Raw genomic sequence first — 13,374 nt, forward strand, 5'->3', positions numbered from 1 at the left:
TGGTACCGGCTCCCCGAGCATCATCTGGGGGGGGCTGATCGCGCTGACCCTGTGGCTGGAGCAGAAGAGGAAGCTCGATGAACGCTAGCCTGGCCGGGATGTTCGCCCTGGGCACCGGCTTCCTGCTGGTGCTCTTCCTCTGCGCCCTGGCGGTGGAGCGCGGGCTGATCGGCACGCGGATCACCCGCCACCCGCTGGTCTACACCCTGGCACTCGGGGTCTACGCCAGCGCCTGGGCCATCTACGGCAGCCTGGAGCTCGCCTCCACCTCCGGCTACGGCTACCTGGCCTACTACCTGGGGGTGGCCGGGGCCTTCCTGCTCGCTCCGGTGCTGCTGGTGCCGATCCAGCGCATGACCCGCACCTACCAGCTCGCCTCGCTCTCCGACCTGTTCGCCTTCCGCTTTCGCTCGCGCTGGGTGGGCACCCTGATCACCCTGATCAGCCTGCTGGCGGTGCTGCCGCTGCTGGCCCTGCAGGTGCAGACCATGGGCGATGCCATCTTCCTGATGACCGGCGCCGCCTCGCCGTCGCTGCTGGCGCTGGCCTTCTGCGCCATGATCGCCCTGTTCGCCATGCTGTTCGGCGCCCGCCAGGGCCGCGTGGATGGCCACCATGACAGCCTGCTGGCGGTGATCGCCCTCTCCTCGCTGGTCAAGGTGGTCGCCATGCTGGGCCTCGGCGCCTTCTCGCTGTTCGTGGTCTTCGACGGCCCCGCCGACCTGCAGACCTGGCTCGACGGCCCCGGCCAGGCCTTCCAGGCCGACGTGATACAGCCCGACCCCGCCCACTGGCGCACCCTGCTGCTGCTCTTCTTCGCCGCGGCCCTGCTGATGCCGCACATCTTCCACATCACCTTCACCGAGACCCACTCCCGCCACACCCTGCTTCAGGCCAGCTGGGCGCTGCCGCTCTTCCTGCTGCTGATGGCGCTGCCGGTGCCGCTGATACTGTGGGCGGGCCAGCGCCTCGGCGCCGGCGATCTCCTGCCCTCCGCCTATCTGGCCTTCGGGCTGTCGGAGTCGCTGTGGATACAGTCGCTGGCCTTCATCGCGGGGCTTGCCGCCACCAGCGCCACCATGGTGCTGATCGCCCTGGCCCTGGCCGGCATGATCCTCAACCACGTGCTGCTGGTGGCCCACCCCCCCGAGGCCCAGCTGAACCTCTACCGCTGGCTGCTGTGGCTGCGCCGCGCCCTGGTGGGCGCCGTGGTGCTGGGCGGCTGGCTCTTCTATCGCACCGTGGGCGTGCATCACGACCTCACCACCCTGGCGCTGGCCGCCTTCGTCGGCATGGCCCAGTGCCTGCCTGGGCTGCTGGCCCTGCTCTACTGGCCCGGCGCCAACCGCAAGGGCATGGTCTCGGGGCTGGTGGTGGGCCTGCTGGTATGGCTGCTCGGCCTGTGGGGGCCGCTGCTCACCGGCCTGCCCGCGCTGGTGGTCATTCCTCCCGGCCTCGAGGCCCTGGCCGGAGAGCCGGAGTGGTACGTGATCACCCTGGTCTCCCTGGCCAGCAACGCCCTGGTCTTCATCCTCGTCTCCCTGCCCACCCCCACCTCCGAGGGTGAGCGGGCGGCGGCCGAGGCCTGCTCGGTGGACGCGGTGATCCGCCCCAAGCGCCTGCCGCTGGACGCCGCCAACGGCGAGGAGTTCAAGGCCTGCCTGGCCCGCGCCCTGGGCGACGAGGTCGCTCGCCGCGAGGTCGACCGAGCACTCGACGACCTGGGGCTCTCCCCCCTGGACGGCCGCCCCTACGCCCTGCGCCGGCTGCGCGACCGCCTGCAGGCCAACCTATCCGGCCTGATGGGCCCCTCGGTGGCCCAGGACATCGTCGACCGCTACCTGCCCTATCGCCAGGGCAGCACCGGCGCCACCGAGGACATCCACTATGTGGAGAGCCGCCTGGAGGCCTACCGCTCGCGACTCACCGGCCTTGCCAGGGAGCTCGACGGCCTGCGCCGCTACCACCGCCGCACCCTGACCCGCCTGCCGGTGGGGCTCTGCGCCTTCGGCGAGGACGGCGAGCTGCTGATGTGGAACGACGCCCTGGCCACCCTCAGCGGCATCGACGGCGCCAGCGTGATCGGCGCCCGCCGCGACAGCCTGCCGGCGCCCTGGGGCGAGCTGCTCGGCCGCATCCTGGCCGAGTCGCACAGCCACCTCTACAAGCAGCCGGTCACCCTCGAGGGCGGCGTCCGCTACCTCAGCCTGCACAAGGCCGAGCTCGCCGGCGACGACAGCGAGCCCGGCGGCATGGTGGTGCTGGTGGAGGACCACAGCGAGATGAAGTGGCTGGAGGACGAACTGGTCCACGCCGCTCGCCTCGCCTCCATCGGGCAGCTGGCCGCCGGGGTGGCCCACGAGATCGGCAACCCCATCACCGGCATCTCCTCGCTGGCCCAGAACCTGCGCTACGACACCGAGGACCCCGAGGTCCTCGAGACCGCCGGGCAGATCCAGCAGCTCACCGACCGCGTCTCGCGGATCGTCTCCTCGCTGGTGGGCTTCGCCCACGGGGGGCGCCACCTGGGCGGACAGACCTTTGCCCCGGTCTCCCTGGCCGAGGTCGTCGACGAGGCCATCCACTTGATCCACCTCGCCCGCTCGGGCGACGATGTCCGCTTCGAGAACCACTGCCCCGCCGAGCCCCACGTTCAGGGCGACGCCCAGCGGCTGCTGCAGGTGATGGTCAACCTGCTCGGCAACGCCCGCGATGCCAGCGGCCCCGGCGACCGGGTCGTCATCGAGGCGGCCCCCGAGGGGGCCGGGCTGAGGGTGACCGTGACCGACGAGGGCCACGGCATCGACGAACGGATGCGCGACCACCTCTTCGAGCCCTTCACCACCACCAAGCCGCCCGGCCAGGGCACGGGGCTGGGCCTGCCGCTGGTCTACAGCATCGTCGCCGAGCATCACGGCCAGATCGAGATCGAGTCCCCGCCGCCGGGGGGCGAGCGCGGCACCCGCATCAGCCTCTGGCTGCCGCTGAACCCACAGGAGGGTGAGACACCGCGATGAGCCGGATCCTGATCGTAGAAGACGAAGCCATCATCCGCAGCGCCCTGCGCCGCCTGCTGGAGCGCCACGACTACCGGGTCGAGGAGGCCGGCTCGGTGGACGAGGCCACGGCCCTGGACCCGCAGCGCTTCGACCTGGTGATCAGCGACCTGCGCCTGCCCGGCGAGCCGGGCACCGAGCTGATCCATCGCGCCGCCCCGGTGCCGGTGCTGATCATGACCAGCTACGCCAGCATGCGCTCGGCGGTGGATGCCCTGAAGCAGGGGGCGGTGGACTACGTGGCCAAGCCCTTCGACCACGACGAGCTGCTCGAGACCGTGGCCCGGGTGCTGCACCTGCAGGCCTCGCGGCGCGCCGAGCCGCCGGACATCACCGAGCCCAGCGGCCAGGCCCAGCCGATGATCGGCAACTGCCCCGCCATGCAGCTGGTCTACTCGCGCATCCGCAAGACCGCACCCGCCGACGTCACCGTGCTGATCCAGGGCGAGTCCGGCACCGGCAAGGAGCTGGTGGCCCGCGCCCTGCATCAGCAGAGCAAGCGCGCCCATGCCGCCCTGATCTGCGTGAACTGCGCCGCGATCCCCGAGACGCTGATCGAGTCGGAGCTGTTCGGCCACGAGAAGGGCGCCTTCACCGGCGCCAGCGCCTCGCGCACCGGCCTGGTCGAGGCCGCCGATGGCGGCACCCTCTTCCTCGACGAGATCGGCGAGCTGCCGCTGGACGCCCAGGCCCGGCTGCTGCGGGTGCTGCAGGAGGGCGAGATCCGCAAGATCGGCTCGGTGGAGACCCGCCACGTGGATGTGCGCCTGATCGCCGCCACCCACCGCGACCTGCGCGCCCTGTCGAAGACCGGCGAGTTCCGACTCGACCTCTACTACCGCCTCAACGTGATGCAGATCGACCTGCCGCCGCTGCGCGACCGCGAGGAGGATGTGCTGCTGATCGCCGATGCCCTGCTGGAGAAGGCGTGTCGCCGCCATGATCGCGAGGGGCTGCGCCTCTCCCGCGCCGCACGCCGCGAGATCCACGACTACCCCTGGCCCGGCAACGTCCGCGAGCTGGAGAACGCCCTGGAGCGCGGGGTGATCCTCGCCGAGGGCCACCTGATCCACCCGGACGATCTGGGGCTCTCCCCGCCCAGCGCCGCGTCCCCCGCACCGCGCAAGCCCCCGGCTCCCGAGCCCGAGCCCGCCAAGGCCTCCGCCGGCCTCGACGACGAGGGCAGCGGCGAGGACGACCTCTCCCTCGAGGACTACTTCCAGCACTTCGTGCTGGAGCACCAGGACCAGATGAGCGAGACGGAGCTGGCCCAGAAGCTCGGCATCAGCCGCAAATCCCTGTGGGAGCGGCGCCAGCGCCTGGGCATCCCGCGCAAGAAGAGCCCGCGACGCAAGACCGACTGAGCGCCCGGGCACCCTAGGCGCCACCCTGCGACCATCGTCTATGCGACCAACGACACAGCGCCCGCGGCCAAGGCCGCGGGCGCTGTCGCAGGGGGCCTGACACCCCATCCTGCGCCATTTGTTACCGTCCCACACAGCCGATGCCCCACGATGGGGCCCAAGGGGTAACACTTTCCCGCCCCGGCCGCAGAGGCCAACAGGCGCAATCTCCTAGGCCACTGATAGATATGGCATAAAATTCAGGTGGCACGCGGCCTGCTATATACCTTGGCAAGAAAAACAAGTTCCGGAGTCACCGGCTGCCCCAACAAGAACAACGCTGCAGCCCAGGGTGACGAGGCCCGCACCGCCAACAACAACAATGTTCGCGGGCCAGTGCTGCAAGGCACGATTAGCCAACAAGAACAACAGGTAACGTGCCCGGCCCCTCGCTTGCCAACAACAACAAGCCCCGCGAGGCACCGGAAGCTCAGGACGCGACGCATCAGTACGGCCAACAACAAGAACAATCGCCGTCGAAGATGCACCCCCGGCAACAACACCAACAAGGCGGGGGGAGGCAGATCAGCTGCCGTCGTGGTTGGATTATTGTTTTGAATACGAGGCGGTTACCACCAGGAGCGCCAACAAGGACAACAACACAGCTAGCCTGTTCTTCTCCTTGGTGACTGCGGTGCGTATTCAAGGCGATGTGCCATCACGAAGAAGAACCAGCAGCAGGACGCTGCAAGACCACTTGAGGGGGAGGCCAGCCGGCCTCCCCCTTCTATTTGGCCGGACGCGGTGGGGCGCCAGGCACCGGGCCACACCGCCACCATGCTATGCAAGGTCCCGGGGGTCGGCTACACTCGGACGCTTTAGCACCCTTTTTTTCGCACTGCGAGTCGATATCGACGCATGTTCAAAGGATTTACCCGCTTCCTGCAGAGCCCGGGCGAACGCCTGAAGTCCCTCTTCGGCCCCGACAGCAGCGCCGGCCCACCCGAGCCGCGCGTCATTCCCCGCCAGGAGCACCCGGTGTCGCGCCAGCACTTCAGCGATGCCGCCCTAAAACTGCTCTACCGACTGCACAACGCCGGCTACCAGGCCTACCTGGTGGGCGGCTGCATTCGCGACTCGCTGCTTGGGCGCATGCCCAAGGACTTCGACGTGGCCACCGACGCCACGCCGGAAGAGGTCAAGGAGCTGTTTCGCAACTCGCGTATCATCGGGCGGCGCTTCCGCATCGTGCACGTGCGCTTCGGCCGCGAAGTGATCGAGGTGACCACCTTCCGCGGCAAGCCCGGCGATGACCATGGCGACCATATCGCCCAGCAGTCCGACGAGGGGTTGCTGCTGCGCGACAACGTCTGGGGCAATATCCAGGAAGATGCCCTGCGCCGCGACTTCACCATCAATGCGCTCTACTACAGCATCGCCGACTTCTCGATCCACGATTTCGCCAATGGCGTGCGTGACATCGAGGCGCGCACCCTGCGCCTGATCGGCGACCCGGCCACGCGCTACCGCGAGGATCCCGTACGCATGCTGCGGGCGGTGCGCTTCGCCGCCAAGCTCGACTTCCACCTGGATGCCGCCACCGAGGCACCGATCCGCGAGCTCGCCCCGCTGCTGCTGCAGATTCCGCCGGCCCGGCTGTTCGACGAGATCCTCAAGCTGTTCATGTCCGGGCATGGCGTGGAGACCTTCCGGCTGCTGCGCGACTATGGCCTGTTCGAGATGCTCTTCCCGGCGGCCGCCGAGGCCATGGACGCCCTGCCCTGGGCCGAGCCCCTGGTGGAGGCCGCCCTGGCCAGCACCGACCGGCGCATCGCCGAGGAGCGCCCGGTCACCCCGGCGTTCCTGTTCGCCGCGCTGCTCTGGGGTCCGGTGGTGCTGCGCCAGGCCGAGCAGGAGGCCAATGGGCTGCCCCCCATCCCGGCGCTGCAGGCAGCCTCCCAGCAGGTGGTCTCCCACCAGTTGCAGCACATCTCGATCCCCAAGCGCTTCAGCCTGCCGATGCGTGACATCTGGGACCTGCAGCAGCGCCTGCCGCTGCGTCGCGGACGTCGCGTCTACCAGACCCGTGAGCACCCCCGCTTCCGAGCCGCCTACGACCTGCTGCTGCTGCGCGAGGCCGCCGGAGAGCTCGAGCCCGGCCTCGGCGACTGGTGGACCGCCTTCCAGCAGGCCGACGAGCATGAGCAGCGCCGCCTGCTCGACAAGGTGGGCGCCAACCCCGCCGGCAGCGGCGCCCCGCGCAAGCGCAAGCGTCGCCGTCGCGGCCCGCGCGGCGGAAACGGCGGCGACAGCGGCAACGCATGAACCCACACCGCGCCTGGATCGGCCTGGGCAGCAACCTGGACGATCCGCGCCGGCACGTCGAGCAGGCCCTCGTGGAGCTCGACCGCCTGCCGCTGACCCGCCGCCTGGCCGCCTCCCGCCTCTATGCCAGCCGGCCGCTCGGCCCCCAGGATCAGCCCGACTTCATCAACGCCGTGGCACTGCTGGAGACCCATCTCTCGCCGCTGGCGCTGCTCGACCAGCTGCAGGCGCTTGAGCAGCGCCACCGCCGGGTCCGTGCGCGCCGCTGGGGCCCCCGCACCCTGGACCTGGATCTGCTACTGTTCGATGACAGCATGCTGGCCCTGCCACGTCTCGTCGTGCCCCATCCCGAACTGAGGCAGCGCGCCTTCGTGGTGATGCCGCTGCTGGAACTCGCGCCTCAGCTCGTGCTGCCGAATGGCGAGCGCCTGGCGGCAGCGGCCGACGCCCTGACGGCCGAAGGCCTGACACCGCTGTTACCGCCGACCTGATCTCGCCGGGGAAGTGTTACCTATCGACACGCCCTGGCGGTTCGGGTAACAATCGCAGGTTACTTTCAGCACAGTTACCGGCAGGAGACGCCCTCACCTTGCGCCCCCTGCTGCCACAACGATGAGAGCACGCCATGAAAACCGTCACCCTCAGCACGCTGCAGGCCTTCAAGCGCGCCGGTGAGTCATTCAGCTGCCTGACCGCCTATGACGCCTCCTTTGCCCGGGCCGCCAGCGACGCCGGCATCGAGGTGCTGCTGGTCGGCGACTCCTTAGGGATGGTCCTGCAGGGGCACGCCAGCACCCTGCCGGTGACGCTCGAGGAGATCTGCTACCACACCCGCTGCGTGGCCCGCGGCAAGGGCGCGAGCCTGCTGATGGTCGACCTGCCCTTCATGGGCAATGCCAGCACCGAGCGCCTGCTGGAGAATGCCGGCGAGCTGATGCGCGCCGGCGCCGAGCTGGTCAAGGTCGAGGGTGAGGCGTGGATGGCCGAGGGCATCCGCGAGCTGACCCGCCGCGGCGTGCCGGTGTGCGCCCACCTGGGCCTCACCCCGCAGACGGTCTACCAGCTGGGCGGCTACAAGGTGCAGGGCCGCGAGGCCGAGCGCGCCACCCAGATCCTCGAGGACGCCCGCACCCTGGTCGAGGCCGGCGCCTCGGTCATCCTGCTGGAGTGCGTGCCGGCGAGCCTCGGTCGCGCCATCACCGAGGCACTCGACGTTCCGGTGATCGGCATCGGTGCCGGCCCCGACACCGACGGCCAGATACTGGTGATGCACGACATGCACGACGTCACCGCCGGCCGCAAGCCGCGCTTCGTCAAGAACTTCATGGCCGAGGCCGACAACGTCCAGGGCGCCTTCCGGCGCTACCACGAGGACGTCAAGGCCCGGCGCTTCCCCGCCGAGGAACACTGCTTCTAGCTGGAGCCCGCAATGCGCACCCTCAGAGAGATCCCCGCCCTGCGCGAGGCGCTGGCGGACGTTCGCCGTCGCGGCGAGCGCATCGCCCTGGTGCCCACCATGGGCAATCTGCACGACGGCCACCTGGCGCTGGTCGCCGCAGCCCGCGAGCGTGCCGACGTGGTGATCGCCACGATCTTCGTCAACCCCATGCAGTTCGGCCCGAACGAGGACCTCGACGCCTACCCGCGCACCCTCGAGGCGGATCAGGCGGGGCTCGAGGCGGCCGGCTGCGATCTGCTGTTTGCCCCGGAGGTGAGCACGGTCTACCCGCGCCCCCTGGAGGCGCAGACCCGCATCGCGGTCCCCGAGGTCACCGAGGGGCTGTGCGGTGGCTCGCGCCCCGGCCATTTCGACGGCGTCACCACCATCGTCGGCATGCTCTTCAACCTGGTGCAGCCCGACTTCGCCTGCTTCGGCGAGAAGGACTACCAGCAGCTGGCGGTGATCCGCCGCATGGTGGCCGACCTGCACTTCCCCATCGAGATCGTCGGCGTGCCCATCGTGCGCGCCGAGGACGGCCTCGCGCTCTCTTCGCGCAACGGCTACCTGAGCGCCGAGCAGCGCGCGGTGGCCCCACGGCTCTATCAGACCCTGGGCGAGCTGCGCGAGGCCCTGGAGGCCGGCGAGGCGACCGGGCCGACCCTGGCGCGTGGGTATGCCCGCCTGCAGCAGGCCGGCTTCGCGCCGGACTATCTCGAGCTGCGCGCCGCCGACCTGGGCCCCGTCACGCCCACCACCCGCGAGGCCGTGCTGCTGGCGGCCGCCCGGCTTGGCGCCACGCGCCTGATCGACAACCTGACCCTGACCCTGCCGCGCTGAGGCAGCCTACCCGGAGGACCCCACGTCCATGTTCACCATCATGCTCAAGGCCAAGCTGCACATGGCCCGCGTTACCCACGCCGTGCTCAACTACGAGGGCTCCTGCGCCATCGACGGCGAGCTCCTCGACATGTCCGGCATCCGCGAGAATGAGCAGATCCAGATCTACAACGTCGAGAACGGGCAGCGCTTCACCACTTACGCCATTCGCGCCGAGGAGGGCTCCCGGGTGATCTCCATCAACGGCGCCGCCGCCCACCTGGCCGGCCCCGGTGATCGCGTGATCATCTGCAGCTACGCCCACTACAGCGAAGCGGAGCTCGAGAACCACCAGCCGGCGCTGGTCTACCTGCAGGAAGGCAACACGGTCAGCCATACCAGCCACGCCATCCCGGTACAGATGGCCTGATCATGCCCCAGGGCCGCGGCCGGCAACCACGCCGGCCGCCCCGCCCGTCCCCGGACGCCATTCACCGGCGTCCCCCCCCCTCCTCGCTCCGCGCTTTCTCCCCCTGCGCCCATGGAAGCATTGCCGCGGCGCACAAGAGTCACCTATGCTGGACTGACCCGGCCCTGCCCCGTTGCTGAGCGGCACGGCCGCAAGCCCGTCGTCTACCATTCAGGAGAACTCTCCCATGCAAGAAGTGGTGATCGTTGCCGCACGTCGTACCGCCATCGGCGCCTTTGGCGGCTCCCTGGCCGGCATTCCCGCCAGCGACCTGGGCGCCCTGGTGATCAAGGACCTGCTCGCCACCACCGGCGTGTCCGGCGACCAGGTGGACGAGGTGCTGATGGGCCAGGTGCTCACCGCAGGCGTCGGCCAGAACCCCGCCCGCCAGGCCGCCATCAAGGCCGGCCTGCCCGATGCCGTCCCCGCCATGACCATCAACAAGGTGTGCGGCTCCGGCCTCAAGGCGCTGCACCTCGCCGCCCAGGCGATCCGCTGCGGCGACGCCGAGCTGATCATCGCCGGCGGCCAGGAGAACATGTCCGCCTCGCCCCACGTGCTGCCCAACTCGCGCAACGGCCAGCGCATGGGTGACTGGAAGGCCGTGGACACCATGGTCCATGACGGCCTGTGGGACGCCTTCAACAACTACCACATGGGCATCACCGCCGAGAACCTGGCCGAGAAGTACGCCATCACCCGCGAGGCGATGGACGAGTTCGCCGCCGCCTCCCAGCAGAAGGCCTCTGCGGCCATCCGCGACGGCAAGTTCAAGGGCCAGATCGTCCCGGTGGAGATCCCCCAGCGCAAGGGCGACCCGGTGGTGTTCGACACCGACGAGAACCCCCGCGAGGTGAGCGCCGAGAAGCTCGGCGGCATGCGTCCCGCCTTCAAGAAGGACGGCACCATCACCGCCGGCAACGCCTCCTCCCTCAACGACGGCGCCGCCGCGGTGATGCTCTGCTCCGCCGAGAAGGCCAAGGCGCTGGGCCTTACGCCCCTGGCGCGCATCGCCGCCTACTCCAACGCCGGCGTCGACCCGGCCATCATGGGCATCGGCCCGGCCCCGGCCACCCGTCGCTGCCTGGAGAAGGCCGGCTGGAGCCTGGACGACCTCGACCTGGTCGAGGCCAACGAGGCCTTCGCCGCCCAGGCCCTCTCCGTCAACAAGGAGCTCGGCTGGGATGTCAGCAAGGTCAACGTCAACGGCGGCGCCATCGCCATCGGCCACCCCATCGGTGCCTCCGGCTGCCGCATCCTGGTCACCCTGCTGCACGAGATGATCGCTCGGGACGCCAAGAAGGGCCTCGCCACCCTCTGCATCGGCGGTGGGCAAGGCGTGGCGCTCGCCATCGAGCGCTAAGCGCACACTGCGGCACGAGCGGCGCCGGAGGCAGGTCGCAGAGGGGGTCCTACGCCAGGGATGGCGTCGGTAGCGCCCAAGGACGGGTTCACAGCGCCCCCTCGAGACCTGTCGCCGGACAAGCCGCGGACCAAAAAGAAACCGCCCCCGCAGCATGGCTGCGGGGGCGGTTTTCGTTGCGGCTGGGCGCTTGGCGCTTAGAGCACGGGCTCGGCGGCTGCCTCGGCCTCGAAGGCCGCCTTCTCTTCCGGGGTGATCTCCTTGATGGTGAGCTTCACCCGGTTGCGGTTGTCGATGTCGAGCACCTTGACCACCACCTCGTCACCCTCGTTGAGGAAGTCACGCACGTCGTTGACCCGCTCCGGCACGATCTGGGAGATGTGCACCAGGCCGTCGGTGCCCGGCATGATGTTGACGAAGGCGCCGAAGTCGGCGATGCGTACCACCTTGCCGCGGTAGAGCTTGCCGATCTCCGCCTCGGCGGTGATCGCCAGGACGGTGTCGATGGCCGCCTTGGCCGCCTTCTTGTCCTCGGCGTAGATGCGCACGGTGCCGTCGTCGTCCAGATCAATGGAGGCGCCGGTATCCTCGCAGATCTTGCGGATGGTGGAGCCGCCCTTGCCGATGACGTCGCGGATCTTCTCCGGGTCGATCTTGATGGTGGCCATGGAGGGCGCATTCTCGGAGACCTCGGCGCGGCTCTGGCCGATCACGGCGTTCATCTGCTCGAGGATGCTCAGGCGGGCCTCCAGGGCCTGCTGGAGCGCCTGCTCCATGATCTCCTCGTTGATGCCCTCGATCTTGATGTCCATCTGCAGGGCGGTGACGCCCTCGCTGGTGCCGGCCACCTTGAAGTCCATGTCGCCGAGGTGGTCCTCGTCGCCCAGGATGTCGGTGAGCACGGCAAAGCCGTCGTCATCCTTCACCAGGCCCATGGCGATGCCCGCCACCGGCGCCTTCATCGGCACGCCGGCGTCCATCAGCGCCAGGGAGGCGCCGCACACGGACGCCATGGAGCTGGAGCCGTTGGACTCGGTGATCTCGGAGACCACGCGGATGGTGTAGGGGAACTCGGCATCGTCGGGCAGCATGGCCTGCACGCCCCGGCGCGCCAGGCGGCCGTGGCCGATCTCGCGACGCTTGGGGCCGCCCATGAAGCCCGCCTCGCCCACGCTGTAGGGGGGGAAGTTGTAGTGGAGCATGAAGCGGTCCTTGCGCTCCCCTTCCAGAGACTCGATCAGCTGGGAGTCGCGCAGGGTGCCGAGGGTCGCCACCACGATGGCCTGGGTCTCGCCCCGGGTGAAGATCGCCGAACCGTGGGTCTTGGGCAGGCTGCCCACCTCGATGGCCAAGGGACGCACCGTCTTGTGGTCGCGGCCGTCGATGCGCGGCTCGCCCTTGACCACCCGGGAGCGCACCACGCGCTTCTCGAGGCCGGCAAAAGCGCCCTTGACCTCCTCGGCGTCGAATTTGCCCTCTTCCTCACCGGCCAGCTGCTCGACGGCCTCGGCCTTGAGGGCGGAGAGCGCATCCTGGCGGGCCATCTTGTCGGTGATGCGGTAGGCCTCACCCACCCTGGCCTCGAAGGCGCCGGCCACGGCGGCCTTGAGCTCGGTGTTCTCCGCCGGGGCCTGCCACTCCCACTTGGGCTTGCCCGCCTCGGCGGTCAGCTCGTTGATGGCCTGGATGGCCACCTGCATCTCCTGGTGACCGTAGAGCACGGCGCCCAGCATCTCGTCCTCGAGCAGCTCGTCGGCCTCGGACTCCACCATCAGCACCGCTTTCTCGGTGCCGGCCACCACCATGTTGAGCTCGGAGCCGGCGAGCTCCTCGACGGTGGGGTTGAGGAAGTAGCCCTTCTCCTCGTCGAAGCCGACGCGGGCCGCGGCGATGGGGCCGTTGAAGGGCACCCCGGAGATGGCCAGGGCCGCGGAGGTGCCGAGCATGGCAGCGATGTCCGGGTCATGGTTGCGGTCGGTGGAGAGCACCGAGCAGACTACCTGCACCTCGTTCATGAAGCCCTTGGGGAAGAGCGGGCGGATCGGGCGATCGATCAGCCGCGAGGTGAGGGTCTCCTTCTCGGTGGGACGCCCCTCGCGCTTGAAGAAGCCGCCGGGAATCTTGCCGACCGCATAGGTCTTCTCCTGGTAGTGCACGGAGAGCGGGAAGAACGGCTGGTTGGGGTTGGCTTCCTTGCGGGCCACCACGGTGCAGAGCACCACGGTGTCGTCCATGGTGACCATGACGGCACCGGAGGCCTGGCGGGCGATGCGCCCGGTTTCCAGGGTGACGGCGCTGCGACCGTACTGAAATGTCTTCTTGACCGGATTCACGGCGACTTCCTTCCTATCTACTTTTCTGTGTTGGGGTCGTTTTGACTCGGCGACCATTTTAGGGGTTGACGCGCCCCGCGGCCACCGGATGGCGACATTTCCTCGGCCCCTCCCAACTACCCACCCCTGGCGCCCCTGCTCAAACGCTAAAGAAACAAAACGGGTAGCCCCCGAAGGAAGCTACCCGTTTGAAGAAAAGGAGGATTTCGCGTTGCGAGCGATGAGAGG

9 protein-coding genes are annotated in these 13,374 nt (G+C 69.1%); 8 read left to right on the forward strand and 1 reads right to left on the reverse strand.

Annotated features, from left to right (window positions below):
* Positions 1-77: 77 nt before the first annotated feature.
* The 8 genes from B6N23_RS09060 (at position 78) to B6N23_RS09095 (ending at position 10,813) form a co-directional block, all read left to right on the forward strand.
* Positions 78-3,017 carry an ATP-binding protein gene (locus tag B6N23_RS09060; protein WP_305497992.1) on the forward strand — a complete coding sequence of 980 codons (2,940 nt, stop codon included), beginning with the start codon at positions 78-80 and terminating at the stop codon, positions 3,015-3,017.
* Positions 3,014-4,420: a sigma-54-dependent transcriptional regulator gene (locus B6N23_RS09065; protein ID WP_169955863.1), complete on the forward strand. Its 1,407-nt coding sequence runs from the start codon at positions 3,014-3,016 to the stop codon at positions 4,418-4,420. Before B6N23_RS09060 ends, B6N23_RS09065 begins: the two co-directional genes overlap by 4 nt.
* 897 nt (positions 4,421-5,317) lie before the next feature.
* Complete coding sequence (gene pcnB / locus B6N23_RS09070; RefSeq protein ID WP_305497995.1) at positions 5,318-6,724, forward strand: polynucleotide adenylyltransferase PcnB; 1,407 nt, start codon at positions 5,318-5,320, stop codon at positions 6,722-6,724.
* Positions 6,721-7,215 (forward strand): 2-amino-4-hydroxy-6-hydroxymethyldihydropteridine diphosphokinase, encoded by a 495-nt coding sequence (folK, locus tag B6N23_RS09075; protein WP_302140318.1) that lies wholly within the window; start codon positions 6,721-6,723, stop codon positions 7,213-7,215. Before pcnB ends, folK begins: the two co-directional genes overlap by 4 nt.
* Positions 7,216-7,349: 134 nt before the next feature.
* Positions 7,350-8,141: a 3-methyl-2-oxobutanoate hydroxymethyltransferase gene (panB, locus tag B6N23_RS09080; RefSeq protein WP_305497997.1), complete on the forward strand. Its 792-nt coding sequence runs from the start codon at positions 7,350-7,352 to the stop codon at positions 8,139-8,141.
* Positions 8,142-8,153: 12 nt separating this feature from the next.
* Positions 8,154-9,002: a pantoate--beta-alanine ligase gene (gene panC, locus B6N23_RS09085; RefSeq protein ID WP_305497999.1), complete on the forward strand. Its 849-nt coding sequence runs from the start codon at positions 8,154-8,156 to the stop codon at positions 9,000-9,002.
* Between the two features lie 28 nt (positions 9,003-9,030).
* Positions 9,031-9,411 (forward strand): aspartate 1-decarboxylase, encoded by a 381-nt coding sequence (gene panD / locus B6N23_RS09090; RefSeq protein WP_110070032.1) that lies wholly within the window; start codon positions 9,031-9,033, stop codon positions 9,409-9,411.
* A gap of 226 nt (positions 9,412-9,637) precedes the next feature.
* On the forward strand, positions 9,638-10,813 hold the full coding sequence (locus tag B6N23_RS09095; RefSeq protein WP_305498002.1) for an acetyl-CoA C-acetyltransferase: 1,176 nt from the start codon (positions 9,638-9,640) through the stop codon (positions 10,811-10,813).
* Positions 10,814-11,010: 197 nt separating this feature from the next.
* On the opposite strand, the gene pnp is transcribed toward B6N23_RS09095, so the two are convergent.
* The gene (pnp, locus tag B6N23_RS09100) at positions 11,011-13,146 is read right to left on the reverse strand and encodes a polyribonucleotide nucleotidyltransferase (protein WP_305498004.1); all 2,136 of its coding nucleotides are present in this window, start codon (positions 13,144-13,146) and stop codon (positions 11,011-11,013) included.
* Positions 13,147-13,374 lie beyond the last annotated feature (228 nt).

Origin of the sequence: Halomonas alkalicola, from assembly GCF_030704205.1 — a bacterium.
Lineage (GTDB): Bacteria > Pseudomonadota > Gammaproteobacteria > Pseudomonadales > Halomonadaceae > Halomonas > Halomonas alkalicola.

Excerpts from the sequence above, each read along its gene's own strand:
- pcnB (WP_305497995.1), top strand. The coding sequence starts at position 5,318 with ATGTTCAAAGGATTTACCCGCTTCCTGCAGAGCCCGGGCGAACGCCTG.
- B6N23_RS09060 (WP_305497992.1), top strand. The coding sequence starts at position 78 with ATGAACGCTAGCCTGGCCGGGATGTTCGCCCTGGGCACCGGCTTCCTG.
- B6N23_RS09095 (WP_305498002.1), top strand. The coding sequence starts at position 9,638 with ATGCAAGAAGTGGTGATCGTTGCCGCACGTCGTACCGCCATCGGCGCC.
- panB (WP_305497997.1), top strand. The coding sequence starts at position 7,350 with ATGAAAACCGTCACCCTCAGCACGCTGCAGGCCTTCAAGCGCGCCGGT.
- folK (WP_302140318.1), top strand. The coding sequence starts at position 6,721 with ATGAACCCACACCGCGCCTGGATCGGCCTGGGCAGCAACCTGGACGAT.
- B6N23_RS09065 (WP_169955863.1), top strand. The coding sequence starts at position 3,014 with ATGAGCCGGATCCTGATCGTAGAAGACGAAGCCATCATCCGCAGCGCC.
- panC (WP_305497999.1), top strand. The coding sequence starts at position 8,154 with ATGCGCACCCTCAGAGAGATCCCCGCCCTGCGCGAGGCGCTGGCGGAC.
- panD (WP_110070032.1), top strand. The coding sequence starts at position 9,031 with ATGTTCACCATCATGCTCAAGGCCAAGCTGCACATGGCCCGCGTTACC.